This window comes from Actinoallomurus acanthiterrae, assembly GCF_054775715.1.
In genome coordinates this window covers 1,989,392-2,010,134 of sequence record NZ_BAAHCO010000001.1, presented here as the reverse complement: position 1 = coordinate 2,010,134, position 20,743 = coordinate 1,989,392, and the positions used below count along the sequence as shown (strand labels likewise).

Annotated in this window: 22 protein-coding genes; 9 read left to right on the top strand and 13 right to left on the bottom strand. The window is 71.3% G+C overall.

All coding sequences use genetic code 11. The features are described from left to right. Window positions 1-46: 46 nt before the first annotated feature. On the bottom strand, window positions 47-679 hold the full coding sequence (locus ACYVF7_RS09945; protein ID WP_460338119.1) for a pyridoxamine 5'-phosphate oxidase family protein: 633 nt from the start codon (window positions 677-679) through the stop codon (window positions 47-49). Window positions 680-855: 176 nt separating this feature from the next. Here ACYVF7_RS09945 and ACYVF7_RS09940 point away from each other — a divergent pair, with 176 nt between their 5' ends. Further along, window positions 856-3,204: a Tex family protein gene (locus ACYVF7_RS09940; RefSeq protein ID WP_460338117.1), complete on the top strand. Its 2,349-nt coding sequence runs from the start codon at window positions 856-858 to the stop codon at window positions 3,202-3,204. A gap of 85 nt (window positions 3,205-3,289) precedes the next feature. Here the strand turns inward: ACYVF7_RS09940 and ACYVF7_RS09935 are convergent, their stop codons facing one another. The 7 genes from ACYVF7_RS09935 to ACYVF7_RS09905 form a co-directional block, all read right to left on the bottom strand. Next, complete coding sequence (locus ACYVF7_RS09935) at window positions 3,290-3,574, bottom strand: hypothetical protein (RefSeq protein ID WP_460338115.1); 285 nt, start codon at window positions 3,572-3,574, stop codon at window positions 3,290-3,292. A gap of 94 nt (window positions 3,575-3,668) precedes the next feature. Beyond that, a complete protein-coding gene (locus tag ACYVF7_RS09930) occupies window positions 3,669-4,598 on the bottom strand; it encodes a diacylglycerol/lipid kinase family protein (RefSeq protein ID WP_460338113.1) in 930 nt (309 codons plus the stop codon). A gap of 45 nt (window positions 4,599-4,643) precedes the next feature. Continuing rightward, window positions 4,644-5,624 carry a TerC/Alx family metal homeostasis membrane protein gene (locus ACYVF7_RS09925; RefSeq protein ID WP_460338111.1) on the bottom strand — a complete coding sequence of 327 codons (981 nt, stop codon included), beginning with the start codon at window positions 5,622-5,624 and terminating at the stop codon, window positions 4,644-4,646. Between the two features lie 196 nt (window positions 5,625-5,820). Next, window positions 5,821-7,590 carry a serine hydrolase domain-containing protein gene (locus ACYVF7_RS09920; protein WP_460338109.1) on the bottom strand — a complete coding sequence of 590 codons (1,770 nt, stop codon included), beginning with the start codon at window positions 7,588-7,590 and terminating at the stop codon, window positions 5,821-5,823. Window positions 7,591-7,636: 46 nt separating this feature from the next. Continuing rightward, complete coding sequence (locus ACYVF7_RS09915) at window positions 7,637-8,704, bottom strand: exo-beta-N-acetylmuramidase NamZ family protein (RefSeq protein ID WP_460338107.1); 1,068 nt, start codon at window positions 8,702-8,704, stop codon at window positions 7,637-7,639. Next, window positions 8,701-8,883 (bottom strand): hypothetical protein, encoded by a 183-nt coding sequence (locus ACYVF7_RS09910; protein ID WP_460338105.1) that lies wholly within the window; start codon window positions 8,881-8,883, stop codon window positions 8,701-8,703. Before ACYVF7_RS09910 ends, ACYVF7_RS09915 begins: the two co-directional genes overlap by 4 nt. Continuing rightward, entirely contained in the window at window positions 8,880-9,215 is a 336-nt protein-coding gene (locus ACYVF7_RS09905; protein ID WP_460338103.1) for an endonuclease/exonuclease/phosphatase family protein, read from the bottom strand. Before ACYVF7_RS09905 ends, ACYVF7_RS09910 begins: the two co-directional genes overlap by 4 nt. Window positions 9,216-9,350: 135 nt before the next feature. On the opposite strand from ACYVF7_RS09905, the gene ACYVF7_RS09900 reads away from it, so the two are divergent. Then, on the top strand, window positions 9,351-9,902 hold the full coding sequence (locus ACYVF7_RS09900) for an MFS transporter (RefSeq protein ID WP_460338101.1): 552 nt from the start codon (window positions 9,351-9,353) through the stop codon (window positions 9,900-9,902). A 73-nt stretch (window positions 9,903-9,975) separates the two neighbouring features. Further along, the gene (locus tag ACYVF7_RS09895; protein ID WP_460338100.1) at window positions 9,976-10,608 is read left to right on the top strand and encodes a copper resistance CopC family protein; all 633 of its coding nucleotides are present in this window, start codon (window positions 9,976-9,978) and stop codon (window positions 10,606-10,608) included. A gap of 70 nt (window positions 10,609-10,678) precedes the next feature. Here ACYVF7_RS09895 and ACYVF7_RS09890 read toward each other — a convergent pair whose 3' ends face one another. Continuing rightward, the gene (locus ACYVF7_RS09890; RefSeq protein ID WP_460338098.1) at window positions 10,679-11,083 is read right to left on the bottom strand and encodes a hypothetical protein; all 405 of its coding nucleotides are present in this window, start codon (window positions 11,081-11,083) and stop codon (window positions 10,679-10,681) included. Between the two features lie 247 nt (window positions 11,084-11,330). Between ACYVF7_RS09890 and ACYVF7_RS09885 the strand changes: the two genes are divergently transcribed. Further along, window positions 11,331-13,127: a substrate-binding domain-containing protein gene (locus ACYVF7_RS09885; RefSeq protein ID WP_460338096.1), complete on the top strand. Its 1,797-nt coding sequence runs from the start codon at window positions 11,331-11,333 to the stop codon at window positions 13,125-13,127. A 103-nt stretch (window positions 13,128-13,230) separates the two neighbouring features. Here the strand turns inward: ACYVF7_RS09885 and ACYVF7_RS09880 are convergent, their stop codons facing one another. Together ACYVF7_RS09880 and ACYVF7_RS09875 are read right to left on the bottom strand one after the other, a co-directional pair. Beyond that, entirely contained in the window at window positions 13,231-14,325 is a 1,095-nt protein-coding gene (locus tag ACYVF7_RS09880) for a globin domain-containing protein (protein ID WP_460338094.1), read from the bottom strand. Continuing rightward, the gene (locus tag ACYVF7_RS09875; RefSeq protein ID WP_460338092.1) at window positions 14,322-15,026 is read right to left on the bottom strand and encodes a pyridoxamine 5'-phosphate oxidase family protein; all 705 of its coding nucleotides are present in this window, start codon (window positions 15,024-15,026) and stop codon (window positions 14,322-14,324) included. The genes ACYVF7_RS09880 and ACYVF7_RS09875 overlap by 4 nt, the downstream gene beginning before the upstream one ends. A 351-nt stretch (window positions 15,027-15,377) precedes the next feature. Here ACYVF7_RS09875 and ACYVF7_RS09870 point away from each other — a divergent pair, with 351 nt between their 5' ends. Continuing rightward, on the top strand, window positions 15,378-16,076 hold the full coding sequence (locus ACYVF7_RS09870) for a histidine phosphatase family protein (protein ID WP_460338090.1): 699 nt from the start codon (window positions 15,378-15,380) through the stop codon (window positions 16,074-16,076). Between the two features lie 18 nt (window positions 16,077-16,094). Here the strand turns inward: ACYVF7_RS09870 and ACYVF7_RS09865 are convergent, their stop codons facing one another. Beyond that, window positions 16,095-16,472, bottom strand: coding sequence for a phage holin family protein (locus ACYVF7_RS09865; protein ID WP_460338089.1), 378 nt, complete (start codon window positions 16,470-16,472; stop codon window positions 16,095-16,097). Between the two features lie 48 nt (window positions 16,473-16,520). Between ACYVF7_RS09865 and ACYVF7_RS09860 the strand changes: the two genes are divergently transcribed. From ACYVF7_RS09860 to ACYVF7_RS09850, 3 genes are all read left to right on the top strand, one after another. Further along, the gene (locus tag ACYVF7_RS09860) at window positions 16,521-17,096 is read left to right on the top strand and encodes a GNAT family N-acetyltransferase (RefSeq protein WP_460338087.1); all 576 of its coding nucleotides are present in this window, start codon (window positions 16,521-16,523) and stop codon (window positions 17,094-17,096) included. Between the two features lie 76 nt (window positions 17,097-17,172). Continuing rightward, window positions 17,173-18,009 carry a helix-turn-helix domain-containing protein gene (locus ACYVF7_RS09855; protein ID WP_460338085.1) on the top strand — a complete coding sequence of 279 codons (837 nt, stop codon included), beginning with the start codon at window positions 17,173-17,175 and terminating at the stop codon, window positions 18,007-18,009. Next, the gene (locus ACYVF7_RS09850) at window positions 17,988-18,152 is read left to right on the top strand and encodes a DUF397 domain-containing protein (RefSeq protein ID WP_460338083.1); all 165 of its coding nucleotides are present in this window, start codon (window positions 17,988-17,990) and stop codon (window positions 18,150-18,152) included. The genes ACYVF7_RS09855 and ACYVF7_RS09850 overlap by 22 nt, the downstream gene beginning before the upstream one ends. A gap of 18 nt (window positions 18,153-18,170) precedes the next feature. Here the strand turns inward: ACYVF7_RS09850 and ACYVF7_RS09845 are convergent, their stop codons facing one another. Beyond that, the gene (locus ACYVF7_RS09845) at window positions 18,171-19,385 is read right to left on the bottom strand and encodes an MFS transporter (RefSeq protein WP_460338082.1); all 1,215 of its coding nucleotides are present in this window, start codon (window positions 19,383-19,385) and stop codon (window positions 18,171-18,173) included. Between the two features lie 64 nt (window positions 19,386-19,449). Here ACYVF7_RS09845 and ACYVF7_RS09840 point away from each other — a divergent pair, with 64 nt between their 5' ends. Further along, on the top strand, window positions 19,450-20,643 hold the full coding sequence (locus ACYVF7_RS09840; RefSeq protein ID WP_460338080.1) for an ROK family protein: 1,194 nt from the start codon (window positions 19,450-19,452) through the stop codon (window positions 20,641-20,643). The last annotated feature ends 100 nt before the right edge of the window (window positions 20,644-20,743 follow it).

Here is a 20,743-nt window from a genome sequence, read left to right as displayed (position 1 = left end):
CCGCAGCCCGCGCTCAGCCTGTACGGGTCTCCGCGACGGCGCGGGCTCAGCCGTACAGGCGCTTGGCGTAGGCGGGGCCGTAATAGCGCTCGAGCTCCTCGAGGCTCTCCTCGGTGTGCTGAACGCTCTTGACGATGTGGGCGTGCGGCGGGAGGGCGTCCGGGTCCCAGGTCTCGGGCTTCCACAGCGCCGAGCGGAGGAACGCCTTGGCACAGTGGAAGAAGATCTGCTCGATCTCCACGACGAGCGCCAGGCGCGGCCGGTGGTTCTTGACGACCATCTCGTCGAAGAAGGGGGCGTCGCGCAGCAGCCGGGCCCGGCCGTTGATGCGAAGCGTCTCGCTGCGGCCGGGCACGACGTAGATCAGGCCGACGTGCGGGTTGGCCAGGATGTTGCGGAACCCGTCGACCCGCCGGTTGCCGGGGCGGTCCGGGATGGCGATGGTGACGTCGTCGATGACGTGGGTGAAGCCGGGCGGGTCCCCCTTGGGGGAGACGTCGCAGGCGCCGGTGGCGTCGGCGGTCGCCACCAGGCAGAACGGCGAGGCCGCCAGCCACTTCCGGTCCACTTCGTGCAGCCGGACGCGCTCTTTGGCGATGGCGCGCGGCATCGGCTCGCCGAGCAGTTCCCGCAGCTCCTGCTCCGAAGTGATCTCCGTAATCGCCGTGACATCCGTCATCCCGCCGCCCCCTTCGTGATCACAAGCGAATCTCAGCGTAGCCGGGGCCCTCGCGGTCATCCACGGGGATTCCGGGCGACCGGAAGCCGACGCCACGTCACCCGGACGACGCGACAACGCGGGCTGATGGTTGCACAATGCTTCCCGAAGCTCAGTGAGAGGTCGGGTCATAGATCGTGTCCACGTCGATTCACCAGAAGATCGCCGAAGAACTCGGCGTGCGCGAGCGGCAGGTCCAGGTCGCCGTCGACTTGCTCGACGGCGGTTCCACCGTGCCGTTCATCGCTCGGTACCGGAAGGAGGCGACGGGCGCGCTCGACGACGCGCAGCTGCGCACGCTCGAAGAGCGGCTGCGCTACCTGCGGGAACTCGATGAGCGGCGCGCGGCGATCCTGGAGTCGATCGAGGGCCAGGGCAAGCTCGACGACGCGCTCCGGGCGCAGATCATGGCCGCCGAGACCAAGGCCCGGCTCGAGGACATCTACCTGCCGTACAAGCCGAAGCGCCGTACGAAGGCCCAGATCGCCCGCGAGGCGGGTCTGGAGCCGCTCGCCGACGCGCTCCTCGCCGACCCGGGCCTCGACCCGCAGGCCGAGGCGGCGGCGTACACCAACGAGGACCTCGACGTCGCGGCCGCGCTGGACGGCGCCCGCGCGATCCTCGTCGAGCGATTCGGCGAGGACGCCGACCTCATCGGCGACCTGCGCGAGCGCGTCTGGTCGCGGGGCCGCATGGTCGCCAAGGTCCGGGAGGGCAAGGAGGAGGCCGGCGCGAAGTTCTCCGACTACTTCGACTTCGCCGAGCCGCTGTCGGAGCTGCCTTCGCACCGGGTGCTCGCGCTGTTCCGCGGGGAGAAGGAGGACGTCCTCGACCTCACCCTGGAGCCCGACGCCGAGGAGCCCGACCCCGCGCAGCCGAACACCTACGAGCTGGCCATCGCGCACCGCTTCGGCGTCCCCTCCGGCTCCCGGTGGCTGACGGACACCGTGCGCTGGGCCTGGCGCACCCGCATCCTCGTCCACCTCGACCTGGACCTGCGGCTGCGGCTGCGCCAGGAGGCCGAGGACGAGGCCGTACGCGTGTTCGCCACCAACCTGCGCGACCTGCTGCTGGCCGCCCCGGCGGGCAGCCGTACGACGATGGGCCTCGACCCCGGCTTCCGCACCGGTGTGAAGGTCGCGGTCGTCGACCGCACCGGCAAGGTCGTGGCGACCGACACGATCTACCCGCACAAGCCGCACGCCCGCTGGAACGACGCCCTGGAGTCCCTGGGGCGGCTCGTCGAGAAGCACGCCGTCGACCTGGTCGCGATCGGCAACGGCACCGCCTCGCGGGAGACCGACCAGCTCGCGGCGGACCTGATCAAGAAGCACCCGAAGGTCACCAAGATCGTGGTGTCCGAGGCGGGTGCCTCGGTCTACTCCGCCTCCCCGTACGCCTCGCGGGAGCTGCCCGAGATGGACGTGTCGCTGCGCGGCGCGGTCTCGATCGCCCGCCGCCTGCAGGACCCGCTCGCCGAGCTCGTCAAGATCGACCCCAAGTCGATCGGCGTGGGCCAGTACCAGCACGACGTCTCCGAGGTGAAGCTGTCGCGCTCCCTCGACGCGGTCGTCGAGGACTGCGTCAACGCCGTCGGCGTCGACGTCAACACCGCCTCGGTGCCGCTGCTCACCCGCGTGTCCGGCATCGGCTCCGGGCTGGCCGAGAACATCGTCGCGCACCGCGACGCCAACGGCCCGTTCAGCGCCCGCGACGCCCTCAAGACCGTCCCCCGGCTCGGTCCGAAGGCGTTCGAGCAGTGCGCGGGCTTCCTGCGCATCCAGGACGGCGACGACCCGCTGGACAGCTCCGCCGTGCACCCGGAGGCCTATCCGGTCGTACGCCGCATCCTGGGCGCCACCGGCGGCGACCTGAAGGCCCTGATCGGCAACAGCACCGCCCTGCGCTCCCTGAAGCCGCAGGACTTCGTCGACGACACGTTCGGCCTGCCGACGGTCACCGACATCCTCAAGGAGCTCGACAAGCCGGGCCGCGACCCGCGTCCGGCGTTCAAGACCGCGACGTTCAAGGAGGGCGTCGACAAGGTCAAGGACCTCGAGCCCGGCATGATCCTCGAGGGCGTCGTCACCAACGTCGCCGCCTTCGGCGCGTTCGTCGACATCGGCGTCCACCAGGACGGCCTCGTCCACGTCTCCGCGATGTCCCGGACGTTCGTCAAGGACCCGCGCGACGTCGTCAAGTCCGGCGACGTGGTCCGCGTGAAGGTCCTCAGCGTCGACATCCCGCGCAACCGCATCTCGCTGACCCTGCGCCTCGACGACGACGTCGAACGCCGCCCGCAGGACGGCGGTGGACGCCGCGAGGGCGGCGGAAACCGGCAGGGCGGCGGCGGCCGGCGTGACGACCGCTCGGGCCGGCAGCGCCGCGACCGCGGCGGCTCCGGCGGCGGAGGCGGAGGTGGCGGCGGCGCGATGGCCGACGCCCTGCGCCGCGCCGGCCTCGACAAGGGCCTCGGCGGTCGCTGACCAAGAGATCCCTGGCGTTCACGGAACGCCAGGGATCACCTCTTTTCGTCGGCCGGGCACCGGCCAGGTGCGAGCTCGACCGCCGTCATGCGAAGGCCACGACGTCCCCGGCCATGACCTGGGGAGGGTTGGGCATCAGGGCCGCGAGCTTGTCCTGCACGAACTCCTCCGCCGTCAAGACCGACTCCTTGGCGCCGGTCTCGTCCTCGAAGACGCTGGTCGAGATCATGACCCCGTTCCCGGCATCGACCCAGTAGTAGGCCACGAAGCCCGGGATCTGCCGCATGAGCGGCACGAACCCCTCGTTCACCAGTCGTCCCGCCTCCGCCGAATCGGTCACCCCTTCATACCGCCGGACTGCTGCGTACATGTCTGGTCTCCCCCCGAGTTCCGATTTCGTCCTCTACCGAGCCCCGTACCCGAGCGCGCGATCCCTACGAATTCGTCCACGCAAAGGGTGCCGGTCAGCGGTCGATGAAGTCCTGGGGGACCATGACGCGGAGGGCGTTGGGGCGGATGTGGATGCGGACCGGGGTGCGGCCGCGGATCTCGCCGTCGATGTCCAGCGGCAGGGCGGGGTCGGTCTCCAGGCGTAGGTCGCCGGTGGTCAGGAACGGCTCGTCGTCCATGGTGAGGTACGACCCGGTGAGCGCGTGCCGGATCGCCGAGCCGACCAGGTGGAAGCGGCTGCCCGCGCCGAAGCGGTAGGCGAGCAGCAGCCGGTCGTCGATGTCGGCGTCGCGCGCGATGCGGCGGCCGCCGTGGAACGCGCCGTTGGCGATGTTGAGCTGGTGGGTCTCGAACTCCAGCGTGGTGTCGCCGGCGGTGATGCGCGCCCGAAAGGGCCGGTGGCCGGGGAGCGCGGACAGGGCGGTCAGCGGGTACGCGGACCGGCCGAGATGCCGCTTGAGGCGGTGCGGCACCCGGCCGGCGACCTGGACGGAGACGCCCAGGCTGACCATGTTGGTGAAGGCGTCGGGGCCGGCCTGGCCGAGGTCGACGTCGGCGACCTTGCCCGACCCGAGGGTCGCCATCGCGGCGTCGAGGCTTCCCGGCCAGCCGAGGCTGCGGGCGAAGTTGTTGGTGGTGCCGACGGGCAGCACGCCGAGCGCCATGTCCAGGCCGGCCAGGCGCTTGCCCGCCGTGCTCAGCGTGCCGTCGCCGCCCGCCGCGACGAGCAGGTCCGGTGCGTCGGCGATGGCCTCGTCGAGAGCCCGCGCCAGGCGCTCCGGCCGCCGTACGTTGATCACCCGGGCCACTGTGACGCCCTGCTCGGCGAGGAGCCGGGGGGCGCGGTGGAGGAGCGCCGCCCCCATACGGGCCCGGGCATTGATCACGAGTACGGCGGGTCCGCCGTTCCTGATGGCGTCCGTCAGCTCGTCTTTGCTCCGCATGTCACTCGTGATACCAGTTTTGACGTCTTTAATGATTCTTTACGGTCAGTCCTCGGCGGCGCGGAGCCGGGAGGGAGCGCGGCGCCGGGCGTACAGGCTGGTCGCGGTGACGGTGAGAAGCGTCACGACGATGACGGCGAGGGACAGCGGCGTCGGGACCTCGGGCACCCACGACCAGGAGTCGTGCGCCCAGTGCAGCACCAGCTTGGCCCCGATGAAGGCGAGGATGACGGCGAGCCCGTAGCCGAGGTGGACGAGCTTGCTCAGCGTGTTCTGCAGCACGAAGTACAGCGCGCGCAGGCCGAACAGGGAGAAGGCGTTCGCGGTGAAGACGAGGTACGGGTCCTGGGTGATGCCGTAGACGGCGGGGATGGAGTCGACGGCGAACACCACGTCGGCGCCGAACACCGCGACGACGACGAGCGCGAACGGCGTCAGCGCCCGGCGGCCGCCCTTCCTCGCGAACATCCGCGGGCCCTGGTAGTCGTCGGTCACCGGCATGAAGCGGCGCAGCAGGCGTACGGAGCGCAGCGATGAGACGTCGACGTCGTGGTCCGAGCCCTTGACCGTGTCCTTGATGATCTTCACGGCGGTCGCGAGCAGGATCGCGCCGAACAGCAGGAACGCCCAGTCGATCGCCTGCAGCGCCGCCGCGCCGATCACGATGAAGATCGCACGCAGCACGAGCGCCCCCGCGATGCCGTAGAGCAGGACGCGCTGGGTGAGGACCGAGGGAACGGCGAAGGCGGCGAGCAGCAGCATGAACACGAAGAGGTTGTCGACGGACAGCGACTTCTCGACCAGGTAGCCGGTGAAGTACTCCGTCCCGATCGCCGCCCCGAACCACTTCCAGGCGAAGACGCCGAACAGGATCGGCAGTGCCACGTAGAAGCCCGACCACGCCAGCGACTCGCGCAGCGAGGGCGTGTGCGGACGGCGCGTGAGGATCAGATCGATCGCGAACAAGGCGAGGACACCGGCGATGGTGATCGTCCACAGCAGCGGCGAGGCGATCGACTCGGACATGCGAGAACTCCCGGAGCGTCAAAAGCGTCCGAGGTCTCCTTCACCCGCCGTCGTGGTGCGGGCCGCCGCCCGGGGACCTCATGGGAGGCCCGTACTGACCGGGTGGGCGCTGGGAAGTACTCCCCTCGCCCACCCACCATAGCCGGATAAGGCCGTTCAAAACCAAGGTTCCGGGTGGTCAGGTTGGTCACATGGGTCAGTTCGTGCTGCGGACCCAGCCGACGGGCTGGAAACGGGCGGCGTCGGCGGGGCGTTCGCCGTCGAAGACCAGGCGCCCGGCGGCGTCCCGGGCCCGTACGCCGTCGACGTACACGCCGCGTCCCTCGTACGCCGGGTCGGTCGTGTAGCGCCAGCGGACCGCGGTCGTGCCCGCCGGGAGCGTCGCGGTCGCGGTCGCCCAGCGCCGCCCGGCGAAACCGGAGAACGCCCCGTTGACCGTCCAGGCGGTGCGTCCGGCGCGCAGGGACAGCGGCGCGGGCGTCCAGGTCTTCCCGTCCGGGGAGGTCTCGAGCACGCCGGTGTCGGTCTCCTCGGTGTCGTACCAGAGGTGGAAGGACAGCCGGGAGGCGCCGGCGGGCATCGGCGCGGTCAGGGTCGCGGTCGTGCCGTCGGCCATCTGGGAGAACCACGCGTCGCGCCCGTCGGCGGGCCGTACGGGGACGGCGCGGGCGAGGTCGTGGGCGACGGCGCGCCGGGCGGGGTTGATGCTGCCCCAGTTGCGGCTGGGGTGCACGCGGTTGGTGAGCAGGATCACGAACGACCGGGAGATCGGGTCGATCACGATGCTGGTGCCCGTGTAGCCGGTGTGCCCGATCGTGACCGGAGAGGCCATGGCGTCCTCGTACCAGCGCAGGCCGATCTCGAAGCCGAGCCCGTGGGCGTTGCCGGGGAACGCCGTGTTGAAGTCGGTGAACAGCAGCCGTACGGCGTCCTCGGACAGGACACGGGCGTGGCCGTACCGCCCGCCGTCCAGGATCATCTGGGCGAAGATCGCGATGTCGTGGGCGGTGGAGAACACCCCGGCGTGCCCGGCGACGCCGCCGAGGGCGTAGGAGTTCTCGTCGTGCACCTGACCCCAGACGAGGCCCCGGTCCAGGGCGGCGTACGGCTTGTGCTCGTACTCCGTGGCGGCGATCCGCGGCTTCTCCGACGCGGGCGGGTTGTAGCCGGTGTCGCGCATGCCGAGCGGCCCGGTGATGCCGTCCCGGACGAGGGCGTCCAGGGTCGTGCCGGTCACCTTCTCCAGCACGAACTGCATCGTGATCATGTTGAGGTCGGAGTAGATGTAGGCGGTGCCGGGCGTGGCCTGCGGCGTGTCCGCGAACAGCGCCGCCTCCTGCGCCGCGCGGCCGCTGTAGTTGTAGAACGGCAGGTCGGGCCGCAGGCCGCTGGTGTGGGTGAGCAGCTCGCGGATGGTGATCGCGCCCTTGCCGTTCTGGGCGAAGCCCGGCAGGTAGGTCGCGACGGTGGCGTTCAGGTCGATGCGGCCCCGCTCGATCTGCTGGATCGCCGCGACGGTGGTGAACAGCTTCGACATGGACGCCAGGTCGAAGATCGTGTCCTTGCGCATCGGGATCCACTGGTCGCGCGGCAGCTCCGTCGGCTTGTCGTCGGAGTACCGCAGCGCGTACCCCATCGCCTCGTGCTCGGCGACGACGCCGTTCCGGGCGGCCAGCACGACAGCGCCCGGGTAGAGCGGGTTGGTCGGCGAGGGGTTCATGAAGCCGGCGGCGTCCTTGGCGATCGCCGCGACCGCGTCGGGCACCAGCCCGGCCCGCTGCGGGGAGCCGTACCGGATCTCGCGGCCGGGGGTGAACCGCAGGTCCGCAGGGGTGACGGTCGGCGGCCCGGCGGCGCTCGTCCGCGCGGGAGCGGACGCCCCCTTCCTCACCGGGTCGGCGTGCGCCGCCGCGACCGGTGCGCACAGGCCCGCGAGGGCAAGGAAGATCGGCAGGGCACGGCGCATCGTCTCTCCCGGGGGTCGGAGGGGGCGGCTCAGCGGTACAGCGGGCTCAGCGATACAGCAGGTAGCGGGCCCGCCGGGCGCGGAACCGCGCCAGCTCGCCCTGCCAGCCGGCGACGACCTGGTCGACGTTCGCGCCGCCGTCGATGGCGGTACGGACCTGGTCCGAGCCGGTGAGCGTGTCGATGTCGTACGGGGGCTTGCTCTCCCGCCAGGCGAAGTTCTTCGAGTAGAGCCGCCGGGCACTGATGATCATGGCGAGGGCAGTGCGGATCGAGTCGTAACGCCGCCGGTCGGTGACGACCAGTTGCACGCCCCCGCAGTTCTGGTTCACCCACTTGGAGAACGTCGGCACGAAGTACGCCTCGCGGAACCGCACGCCCGGCAGGTTCAGGCCGTTCAGGTCGTCGACCCAGTGCCAGTCGACGTACGGCGCGCCGACCAGCTGGAACGGCAGGGTCGTGCCGCGCCCCTCCGAGAGGTTCACGGCCTCGAACAGGCCCATGCCCGGATAGGCGAACGCCGTGTCGACCGTCGGCATGTTCGGGGAGGGCGGCACCCACGGCAGGCCCGTCTCCTCGTACGTCATGCCGCGTCGCCACCCGCGCATCCGCACGACCTGCGGCTTCGCCTTCCCGCCCAGGAACTCCCCGTCGAAGAACCGGGCGAGCTCGCCGACGGTCATGGCGTGCTGCTGGGCGATCGCCGCGCGGCCCACGCCGGAGGCGTACTCCGGGTGGAGGACGGGCCCGGTCGCCTCGAGGCCGCCGAGGGGGTTGGGCCGGTCGAGCACGACGAAGCGCTTGCCCGCCTGGATCGCCGCGCGCATGCAGTCGTACATCGTCCAGATGTAGGTGTAGAAGCGCGCGCCGACGTCCTGGATGTCGAAGACGACCGTGTCGATACCGGCCTTGGTGAAGTCGGCCGCGATCTGGTCAGGGGTCTTGGCGTAGGCGTCGTAGACCGCGATCCCGGTGCGCGGGTCCTTGTAGGAGCCCTCCGAGCCGCCGGCCTGCGCCGAGCCGCGGAAGCCGTGCTCGGGGCCGAAGACCGCGACCAGATCCACGCCGGACCCGCTGTGCATGATGTCGACCTCGTGGCTCAGGTCGCGGATCACCGCCGTCGGGTTGGCGACTGGCCGCGCAGTTCCCGGTAGCCCCCGGCGCGCAGCACCTCGAAGCCCGTCGACACCCCTCGGCCGGTCGCGGCCTCGGACGCCGGGAGATCGAGGGAGGCGAATGGTACGGCCGCGCCGGCGACCGCGATTCCGCGAAGCATTCCGCGCCGTGTCGTCATGATCGGGTCCCTCTCAGGTCGGCCACGACGGGCCGGTGGTCAGAGGCGAGCGTGTCCGGCACGAACGCGCCGGTGATCCGCGGGCCCGGGGTGAACGTGATGTGGTCGATGCGCTCGACCGGCGCGCCGGCGGGCCACGTGGGCGTCGTACGCTTGCCGGCGACCGTCAGCACGTCGCTCAGTCGCGTCCGCGGCGGCGCGGGCTCGGACGCGCCCGGCTCGGCGCTGATGTCGCCTAGCAGCAGCTTAGGACCACGCCGCCGGGCCATGACGGCCGCCAGGTCGGCGACCTGCGCCCGTCGCACGGCGGGGTCGGAGACGAGCGGGACCATGGACTCTCCTGCCGCGTCGACTGAAAAGAATCAACAGGATCATGCGGACGTATGAAAATTAGATACAGGGAGCGCGGGCGTCAATAGTCCGCCCTCAAAACGCCCCCGTACCGGCGATGGGAAGATGGAAGGGTCATGCCCAGCGAGCCGGTCTTCCGTCTGCCACGCGCGGTGGTGTTCGCCGCCGTGTGCACGGCCCTTGCCGTCGTCGGGCATACGACGGCGTCCCACGGACCCGTCCCCGCGGCGGCGGTGGCGGCGGGGCTGGCCGGGCTGACCGTCGTCGGGGCCGTGCTGGCGGGGACCGAGCGGTCCCTGGGCACCATCCTCGCCGGGCTGCTCGGCGGGCAGTTCATGCTGCACGTCCTGTTCACGGCGGCGCAGCACGGCCAGCACCTGGCCCACCACCCCGCGCTCCTAGCCTCCCACGGCACCTGGGCGATGACGCTCGCGCACGTGACGGCGGCCGCCGTCTCGGCCTGGTGGCTGCGGCGCGGCGAGCGCGCGGTGTGGCGGCTGGCCCGCAAGGTCGCCGCCGCCGTACGCCCGTGGCGGGCGCTCCTGACCTCGCCCGCTCCCCTGCCCGCGCCGTACCGGCACCCCGTCGCCGACACGGTGACCGGACCGCCGGAACACCTCCTCCGCCACGTCCTCACCCGGCGCGGGCCGCCCTCTCCGTTCGGCTGAACGCCCGACGGGACCGGATCGGCGAATCCGGTCCCCCAGCACGCTCCCCGAACATCACGAACGGAGAACTTCCATGCGCATGGCGCATCCACCCGGCCTCGACCGACCCGCCCGGGGGACCCGCCGAGGACCGGCCGCCCGGTTCACGGCCGCGGTCACCGCGACGGCCCTCGCAGGCCTCCTCACCGGCGTCCTCGGCGCCGCACCCGCCGAGGCCCACACCACGCTCACCGCAGCCGTGCCCGCCAAGGGTTCCAAGGTGCCGTCACCGGCCCGCATCAAGCTGACCTTCGCCGAAGCGGTGCGCTTCCCGGGCATCGTCGTGCTCGACGCCAAGGGCGGCCACCACGAGTCCGGGAAGGCGCAGGCTACGGACGCCACGGTGACCGAGCAGGTCGGCGGCGTCCTCCCGCCGGGGGTCTACAAGGTCGGCTGGCGAGTGGTCGCGGACGACGGGCACCCGGTGACCGGCGACTACACCTTCACGGTCGTGGGCGGGACGTCCCCGTCACCGGCCGCCACGTCTCCGGCCGCGACCTCCCCCACGTCCGGCTCCGCCGCCCCGGCGGCGGGCGCACCGGCCTCCGGGCAGACCTCGTCCTCGTCCGGCGGAGGCTGGGGATGGGTCGGCCTGGGCGCCGCCGTCGTCGCCGTGCTGATCGGCGGAGTGGCACTGCTGCGCAGGCGCCGCACGGCACGGACCTGACCCAAGGCGCCGCCATCCGGGACCGCCGCCGCTCCGTACGGCGCGCGGCGCTCCCGGATTGGCCGGCGCCTCAGGAGCGTACGGCGGTGAACTCGACGCGGCGGCCGGGCTCGCCCGGTGGCCGCCGGGCGCCGTTGACGTACACCTGGACGGCTCCGGCGTCGTCGAGGACGACGTTGAGGCGCGGGTCGTCGAAGCGTACGGACTGGCCGTGCACGAGAGTGCGGTTGACCAGGATGTCGCCGCCCGGGACGCCGACGAACACCTGGCAGCGCGGACCGGTGACCATCAGGGTCAGCGTCGCGGCCGGGGCGGTGGCGGTCGTGGGCCGGGCCCGGGTGGGGGCGCGGACCTGTGCCCAGATCGAGTAGCCGGCGAAGCCCACCACGCCGGTCAGCAGGAGGATCCCCGCGACGGCGAGCGCCGTCGCGGCGCGGAGCGACCGCCTGCGCTCAGGCGAGACATGACGTCCCACGGCAGCGAGTCTAGTCAGCCTTTCTTCCCTCGTCAGTCGTCCCATTTGTCAATGTCCGGAAACGGTCGCGCGGACGCGTTTAACCGATCATCATGCGACGTCCGGGGCCCCTGTGGTGTAGGGGGTATCGACCGCCCGGCACCCCTCACCGAATTGTCCGGAAGCAGGCGTTATTAGGGGGCTTTAACTGGATAATCTCCGGAGAAGTGACGGCGGAAGCCGTCAATGAACGGGACGGACGCCTGCGATGCCTTACTCTCGCCGCGCTCTTTCGGCCAAGGCACTGGGCATGCTGTCGGTCGTCGTGCCGACGCTCGCCGCCTGCGCGCTCGGCTCCGGCCCGAGCGGGTGCGCCGACCAGTCGATCACCGTCGCCGTCGCTCCGTCGATCGGCCCGGCGATCGAGCAGGCCGCGCGCCGCTACAACGCCGGCGCCTCCTGCGCCCGCGTCACCGTACGCCGCCAGCGGCCCGCCGAGGTCGCCGCCGACCTGTCGGGGCAGGGCTCCAACCCGGGAGCGGAACGCCCCGACGCGTGGGTCCCCGACTCGTCGCTCTGGCTGCCGATCGCCCGCCGCACCGGCGCGGGCGCCGCCGTCGTACGGCCGTCCGGCGCTTCGGTCGCGATGTCGCCGCTGGTCCTCGCCGTCCCACGTGGGCACGCGCCGGGTACCGCCGGCTGGCGGCTCCTGCTGTCCCGCCAGCTGCCGGGCACCGGGGGCGCACAGCCTCCCCTGCGCGTACGGTTCCTCGACCCGGCCGCCGAGGCCACCGGTCTCGGCGCGCTGCTCCTCGCCCAGAACGCCGCCGGCCCCGGCAGGACCGGGCTCGCGGCCTTCGCCGTCACGCTCTACTCCGACCTCGGCGCCGCCCTCCCCGATGAGCGAGCCGCCTACACGGAGATCGCCAAGGGGGCAGCCGCTGCGTCATCCCCTACCAACCCACCCGCGTCTTCCCCGACCAACCCACCCCCGTCTTCCCCGACCAACCCACCCCGACCGACCTCCCGGCCGACCTCCCGGCCGACCTCGCGACCGACCTCCCGGACGCCGACCGCCGTCGTGCTGTCCGAGCAGTCGGTCTGGCAGCACGGACACACCAACGCCACCCCATCCGTCACCGCGCTCTACCCCGACGGCCGCACACTCGCCCTCGACTTCCCGTACGTCTCCACGACCACCGACCGCAAGCGGTCGAGAACCGTCGAGGACTTCCAGGCCACGCTCGCCCAGTCCCAGACCCACGTGGCGCTGCAGGGGCTCGGACTGCGCACCCCCGACGGCGTCGCCGGGGCGGACTTCGACGAGCGGTACGGCGTCGTCGCTCGCGTCCCGGACCGGCTCCCGTCCCCCGACCCGACGAACGTCGGCCGCGTCCTGCAGATGTGGCAGCGCACCGTGCTCGGCGCGCGCATGCTGATCCTCCTCGACGTCTCCCCGTCCATGGCCGACCCGGTCCCGCAGACGCGGGACACCCGGATGCAGGCCACCGCCAAGGTCGCCGTCGGCGGGATCCACATCCTCAGTGACAACTCCCAGGTGGCGCTGTGGGAGTTCGCCACCCAACTGGACGGCGACCGCGACTATCACCAGATCGTGCCCTTCCGGACCCTCAGCGACAGGGTCGGCGCGGGATCGCAGCGGAACCTGCTCGAACGGTCGTTCGCCGCCGCCGCGCCGGTGCCGCACACACGCACCGGCCTGTACGACTCCGTCCTCGCCGCCTACCGGGAGGCCGTGCGGACGTACCAGCCCGACCACAACAACGTCGTGGTGCTGCTGACCGACGGAATGAACTACGACCCGGGCCGCACCATCTCCCTGCAGACCCTCCTGACGGAGCTGAAGCGGTCCGCCGACCCGATGCGGCCGGTCACGATCGTCCCCATCGCCTTCGGCCCCGACATCGACCCGGGATCGCTCCAGCGGATCGCCGCGGCGTCCGGCGGAGAGGCGTTCGTCACCCTCGACCCGCGGCAGGTCCAACAGGTCTTCCTGCAGATGCTCATCCGCCTCACGTGCGGGCAGACCTGTCCGATGTCGTGAGGCGTACGGGAAACGCGGCCGCCTGCCGAGACCGGGCGGGCCGATCGTCCGTCAGATGGGGGCGTGCGCGCGAAGCCGGTGCATGATCTGGCCGGCGTCCGGTTCACTCCGGATACGGTGCGCCGGGCAGGCCCAGGCGGGCGAGCAGGTCGAGCGTGCTCAGGACCATCTCGGGGGGCCCGCAGACGAATGTCATGGGCCACGCCTCGACGTGGTCTCGCCCGACGACGTCGGCGACCGTCCGGCTCGGCGGGTGGTCTGGGTCGTCCGACATCGCCGCGATCAGGCGAAGCCGGCCGTGCGCCGTGGCCAGGCGCGTCATGTCCTCCACGTCGTAGAAGTCCGCCTGCCGTCGCACGCCGTGGATCAAGGTGACGTCGGCCGCGCTGCTCGTCCGCAGCGTCTCCTCGGTGATCGCCTTGAGCGGGGCGAGCCCGGTCCCCCCGGCGAGGCACAGCAGCCTCTCCGGCACCGGCGAGGGCAGTGTCATCATGCCCCGCGGTGGTCCGAGCATCAGCCGATCCCCGACGGACGTCTGGCGGACGAGGGTGGTGCTGACCCAGCCGGCCGGAATCAGCCGTACGTGAAAGGTGAGCTGGTTGTCCGGGTTCGGGGCGTTCGCGATCGAGTACGCCCGCCAGATCCGCGGCCAGCGAGCGGTCTGGATCGTGGCGTACTGACCGGCGAGGAACGGGTAGGGCTGCTCCGGCTCCACCGTGATGACGGCGGTCTCGGGTGATCTCTGCTCGTGGGCGATGACCCGGGCGTTCCAGTAGGGAGGGGCGGAGGCCTCGTCCTGCGCCGCGGCCTGGATCATGACCGTGGCGATCAGTTCGTAGGCCGCCAGCCACGCGTCGCTGAACTCCTGCCTCCACGCTTCACCGGCGACGGCCCGCATCGAGGTGATCAGGCACCGCCCGACGGCGGGATAGTGCTCCGGCCGCACGTCGAACTTGCGATGGTCCCTCGCGAGTTCGCCGAGATAGGCGGTCACGCTCGCGGAGTCCTCGAGGTTGAGGACCACATAGGTGAGGGCCTGGACCAGCCGGTCTCGCTGCGAGTCCATCCCCGCCGGGAACAACGCGCGTATCTGCGGATATCGCGAGAAGAGCAGGCCGTAGAACTGCGAGGCCACCTTCTCCTGACTCTCGGAGACGAGTCCCCAGCTCTCACGCAGGAGGGCGGTGTCCACGCTCACGGGCGCGAGTCCCGGGGGGTCGCCGGCGTTCGCGTCAGCGGCGACGGGCTCGCCGGCGGTGGCGTCCTCAGGGGTTCGCTCTTCCCCGCCTCTTTCCACGCCTCGCCGGTGAAGTAGCCGGCCCCAGCGGGACGTACCGACCTGTCGGCCGTCCGCGCCCTGCGGTCTTCTTTCCTGAGGAGCGGAATGTTCTTCGAGCAATGGATGTAGGCCTCCTCGACGCTGACGACGACCCACCGCTCAGCGCGACGGCCCGATGCGGATTCGTCGTCGGACAGCCCGTAGGCCGTCGCCGCCTCCGCGGTGATGATGCGAGCCCGCCCGTTGACGTGCAGCCCGACGAGGTCGTTGAAGAAATCGATCATCAGGACGCCGATGTGCCCGTTCTCGACGATGTTGCCGAGGCTGGCCATGACACCGTTGCCATGGAACTCCGGGTAGGCGATGGTTCCTTCGTCGATGACCTTGATGAAGCCGGGCGGTCCGGCGCGGAACGTGCAGTCACACTCGCCCTGGGCGTCGGCGGTCGCGACGAACGCCATTTCCTGGCTGCCGATGAACTCCCGCATGCGCGGGTTCAGGCGGTCGCGTACCTGCCTGTCGTAGAAGCCGGTGGCTCGCTGATCGGTGCCGAAGAGCCGCTGAAGCAGGTGCTCTCCGTCCGACCCGGGCCGATCCGAGCCGGATGCGTTCGCCGCCAAGCCGTACCTCACTCCCTGTCATCGGCTCCCCTGAGCCGCGCACGCTCTCTGCGCGAACCAAAGGTGAACCTGCACACCCGATGGGCAACTGATACGACTGATAGTCCTCCCGAGACGACCGAAACAGCGGCGAGCCTACCCCACTGAATCACTTTGGTCATCTTTTGCCACAGAAAGTCCCGATTTAGTCGTCGCATCACTTTTTGAACGGCGATAGCGACAGAGAGTGACTTCGATGTGTGGAGTGTGGCGCCCGCATGCGTCGTGATCGGCCGCGCGTGGCCGGTTCGCCGACGCAGCCCGGGCAGGCCCATCCCGTGCCGTGAGGTGTACGGGTAAGGTCACAATGCTGTGAGATCAATCGAGTGGCTGGCGATGGCCCGGCATGGCGAGAGCACGGCCAACGTCGCCGGGCAGGAGGCCGAGGCCAACGGGCTCCATGCGGTCGACCTCGCGCTGCGCGACGCCGACGTCCCCCTGTCCCGCCTCGGCCGGGAGCAGGCGACGGCGCTCGGCCGCCGGCTGGCCGCACTGCCCCCCGACGAGCGGCCCACGGTCGTCCTGTCCTCGCCGTACCTCCGGGCGCGGGACACCGCGCGCCTCGCCCTCGAGCAGCTCCCCGATCCCCCGCCGATCATCCTGGACGAGCGCCTGCGCGACCGCGAGGTCGGCGTCCTCTACCTCCTCACGCAGCGCGGCATCCAGGCCCGCTATCCGGAGGAGGTCGAACAGAAGCGCCGGCTCGGGAAGTTCTACTACCGGCCCCCCGCCGGTGAGTCCTGGGCCGACGTGGCGCTGCGGCTGCGCAGCGTCCTCGCCGACATCGAACGCGAACACCCCGGTGCCCGCGTCCTCGTCGTCGCGCACGACGCGATCGTCGTCCTGACGCGCTACATCGTCGAGCGCCTGTCCGAAGAACGGCTCCTCGATGTGGAACGCACCCTGGTGGCCAACTGCTCGCTCACCATCTGGGCCCGCGAGGAGGGGGAGCTCCGCCTCGTCACGTTCAACGACACCGAGCACCTCAAGGACGCCGGCCTGGCACCGTGAGGCTGAAAAAGGAAGCGGTCAGTCCTCGTCGTCGTGGACGAAGAGGTTGAGCAGCCAGCTCACCAGGCCGACGACGATCGCTCCCCAGAACGCCGCCCAGAAGCCGGACACGTGGAACGGCAGGTGCAGCTTCCCGGCGCCCCAGCTCGCCAGCCACAGCAGCAGGCCGTTCACGACCAGCGCGAACAACCCGAGTGTGAGCACGTAGAACAGGCACCCGAGGGTTTTGACGATCGGCTTGAGGAAGCCGTTGATCAGGCCGAAGACGACGGCCACGGCGACCAGCGTGCCCACCTTGCGCGGAGTCGTCGCGGCCGTCACGTCGATGCCATGGACCACCAAGGTGGCCACCCACAGCGCGACTGCGGTGATTACCACCCGAATCAGGATCTTCACGACTCGATGGTCGCACGAAACACTGTGTCCATGGCCACCCTCCGGAGCGTGACCTCAGACGACGTCGACGATCTGTCCGCGGCGCTGGGCCGTGCGTTCGCCGACGACCCGGTGTGGCAGTGGATGTTCCCGCGCCACCCGGAACGCATGGCGCGGCTCTTCGCCGTACTCCTCCGCAACGCGCACCTGCCGAAGGGTGCGAGCGAGCTCGCCGGGGACGGTGACGCGATCCAGGCCGGCGCGCTGTGGGATCCGCCGGGCCGATGGCAGATCCCGCTGTCCGTCCAGCTGCGCCGCGCGCCCACCCTGATCCGCATCCTCGGCACCCGGACCCTGCCCGTGCTGCGCGGCCTCGGCGAGATAGAGAGAGTTCATCCGACGGAGCCGCACTGGTACCTCGCCGTTCTCGGCACCGACCCGTCGGCGCAGGGGCGCGGCCTCGGCTCCGCCCTGCTGAGGTCTCGTCTGTCGCGTTGCGACGCCGAGCGGCTGCCCGCCTACCTCGAGTCGTCCAAGGACAGCAACGTCCCCTATTACGAACGCTTCGGCTTCCGGGTCACCGGGGAGATCCGCATGCCCGGCGGCGGCCCGCCCGTCTGGCCCATGTGGCGCGACCCGTCCTGACCCGTTCTTCAGTACGGAGCGCTGTGGATTGGTTACAGTCTGAGGTCATCCGAGTCGTACGACCGAGGAGGGCTCAGTGCCACCCCCACGCGAGCTCGACCCCACCGCCTCCCTGGCGGCCTTCTTCGGCGCGGAGGTGCGCCGCCTCCGCACGGCGAACGGCTGGACGCTGGACCAGATGGCCGACATGCTCGGCTGGGGCCTGTCCACCGTCGCCAGCGTCGAGACCGCCCGCCGCAGCCCGCCGCACGGCTTCCCCGAACGCGCCGACGCCCTCTTCGGCCTCCCCGCCATGCTCACCCACCTGGCCGAACTCGCCAGAATGGCCCCTCACTGGCTCGACCACTACGTCGAGTTCGAGAAGCAGGCGGGCAAGATCAGCCTTTGGATCATGAACGTGATCCCGGGCCTGTTCCAGACCGACGCCTACGCGCGAGCACTCCTGCGAGCCGCCCGCCCGAACGAACACCCCGAGAGGATCGAGGCCGACGTCACCGAACGCCTCCAGCGCCAGTCGATCCTCGACCGACCAGACCCACCCCACATCTGGGCCGTACTGCATGAGTGCGCCGTCAAGCAGCCGATCGGCGGCGTGGAGATCATGCAAGTACAGCTGTCACGGCTTCTGGAGCTCGCCAAACGCCCGAACATCACCGTGCAGATACTCCCGTTCACCGCAGGCGCCTATCCGGCATCCAGCGGCCCGTTCACGATCCTGGAGTTCGTCGATCAACCGCCCGTGGCATTCGTCGAAGGTGGAGGACGCACGGCCCGAATAATCGACGAAAGAGAAGAACTCACCGCCACGGTTGAGGCTTACGATCAACTGAGAGCCGCGGCCCTGTCGGCCGAGGCCTCGATCGGCATGATCGTCGGAGCGATGGGAGCGACATGGATCGACCGGACACCCTGACCGGCATCGCATGGCGGAAGTCCAGCCGAAGCACGGAGCAAGGGACAACGTGCGTGGAGGTCGCCGAATGGCGCAAGTCCGCGCGGAGCACGGAGCAAGGAACAGCGTGCGTCGAGGTCGCCGAGTGGAGCGCGTCGGCCTGACTCCCGTGACGAGCCTCATTAGGCGCTCTCGAGGGCCGCGGGCTCGGGCGTGGACGTACGGCGGGCGGTGAGGGCCGTGATGGCCGGAGGGCCTGCCAGGGCGACGAAGACGGCGAGCACGCCGGGGAGGGCCAGGGCCGTCCGCAGGGAGGTCGCCTCGGCCAGGTGGCCGATGATCGCCGGCCCGGCCAGCAGTCCGCCGTAGCCGAAGCTGGTCAGCAGCGCGATCGTCCGGCCCGCCGTGTCCGGGTCCGACCCGGCCGTGCTGAACACCACCGGCACGATCGTCGCCAGGCCGACGCCGACGAGGACCCACCCCGTCCACGCGCACCCCATCGCGGCGGAACCGGCCGACGGGGCCACGAACACGAACGTGTAGCCGACGGCGGCCAGGGCGCCCGCCAGGCGGAGCGTACGGCCCGCCCCGAGCCGGCCCCGCAGCCGGTCTCCGAGGAGCCGTACGGTGGTCATGGCCACCGAGAAGACCGTGAACGACAGGGGTGCGAGGTCGGCCGTCGCGCCGAGCACCCGGCGGGCGTGCATCGCCGCCCAGTCCATCGCGCCGCCCTCGCAGATCGCGCCCGCGAGCATCACCGCGCCCAGCAGCACGATCGCCCCCGAGATACGGCCGCGCCTCGGAGCGGCGGCCGGCTCGGGAGACGGCGCGGCGCCGCCCCCGGGCAGGAGCAGGCGGGCGGGGAGCAGGAACAACACCGTCATGGTGAGCGCCGTCCCGACCAGGAGCGTCTCGACACCGAGGCCGGCGCGCAGCGCGGCCGCCGTGACGAGGCCGCCGGCGGCACCGCCGAGACTCCACATGCCGTGGAACGCCGACATGATCGGCCGGTCGTAGCGGACCTCGACCTCGACGGCGTGCGCGTTCATGCCGACTTCGAGCAGTCCGAAGCCGACGCCGAAGATGACGGCGCCGACGAGGAGCGCCGGAAAGGAACCCGCGAGCGCCGGTCCGAGCAGGAGGAACGCGTGGAGGGGGCCGGCCGCCCAGGTGAGCCAGCGGCTCGACCAGCGGTCGGACATCCGGCCCGCGAACTGCATCGACACGAGTGCCGTGAGGGAGACCACGAGGAGCGCGGTGCCGGTCCGTCCGGAGCTCAGGTCCAGCCGGTCGGCGAGGGCGGGCAGGCTCGCGGCCCAGATGCCCACGGTCGTGCCGCACAGGCCGAAGTAGGAGAAGACGCCGACGCGGGCGCGCCTGGCCACGGGATCGATCACGGATCCTCCTAATTTGCTCTTGGCTAGAACATAATGGAGGAGAGCGGCCTGCCACAATCGATGGGTGCGTGCGGTGACCGGAGCGACGACCAGCGGCGAACTCCGCCTCCACAACCTGCTGCGCCTCCTCCGGGCCGCACACGATCGAGGCGGCGAGGCCACGCGCTCGGAGCTGACCCGCGACCTCGCACTCGCTCGCGGGACGGCCGCCGTCCTGGTGGCCGACCTCACCGACGCACGACTGGCACTGGAGCGGCCGGCGCCGCAGCGGACCCGGGGCCGCCCGACCGCCATCCTCGGCCCCCATCCCGAAGGACCGCTGGCCCTCGCCGTCGACCTGCGCGAGGACGGCTGGACGATCGCCACCGCCGAGCTCGGCGGCGCCCTCGCCGTACGAGAGGAACAACCGCATCCCGTCTATCCGCCGGAGGCCGTACTGGGCGGGCTGGCCGCGGCGATCGACCGGCATCTGGCCGAGCTCGGGCGGCGGGTCGTGGGTGTCGGCGTCGCGATACCCGGCCCCATCCGCGACGGCAGAGTCGTCGACATCCCGCACCTGTCCTGGCGCGACGTCCCGGCGACCGACATCCTGCGCGCCGGCGCGCTGCCGGTCCTGATCGGCAACGACGCCACCCTCGCCGGTCTGGCCGAGGCCCGGCGCGGCGCGCTGCACGGCACCGCCATCGGCCTGCACCTGCACGTGGACTTCGACCTCGGCGGCGCGCTGCTCGTCGACGGAGACCCCCTGCACGGCGCGCGGGGCACCGCCGGGGAGTTCGGCCACATGCCACTGCTCGGATCCGACCTGCGCTGCGACTGCGGCACCACCGGCTGCTGGGCGCTCCAGGTCGGCGCGACCGCCCTGCTACGGGCGACGGGCACCAGCGTGGAGCCGGGACGGGGCCGGGCCGACGCCGCACGGGTCCTGACCGGGGCCGCCGACGGCGATCCCGGCTGCGCCGCCGCGCTCGAGGAGGTCGCCCGTGCCTTCGGAACGGGGACGGCCGCGCTCGTCAACGCGCTCGACCCGCAGCGGGTGACAGTGTCGGGCCTGGGGACGCGGCTCCACGCACAGGGGGCGGAGACGTTCGCGGACGCCTACCGCGACGGCCTGATGGCCTTCCGCCGCGACCAGCCACCACCGGTCCTGCCCACCACGCTCGGCACGGACGCGATCCTCATCGGCGCCTCGGAACTGGCCTTCGACGCCTTCCTCACCCCGGAGGGCCTCACCGCCTGGACCGCCGTGCCGACCTGACCGGGCCCGCCTGACCAGCTGAGCCGACCCGCCTGACCCGGCCGACGCGACCCGGCCGTTGCGATTCGGCCGACCCGACCGACGCGACCCGGCCGACCCG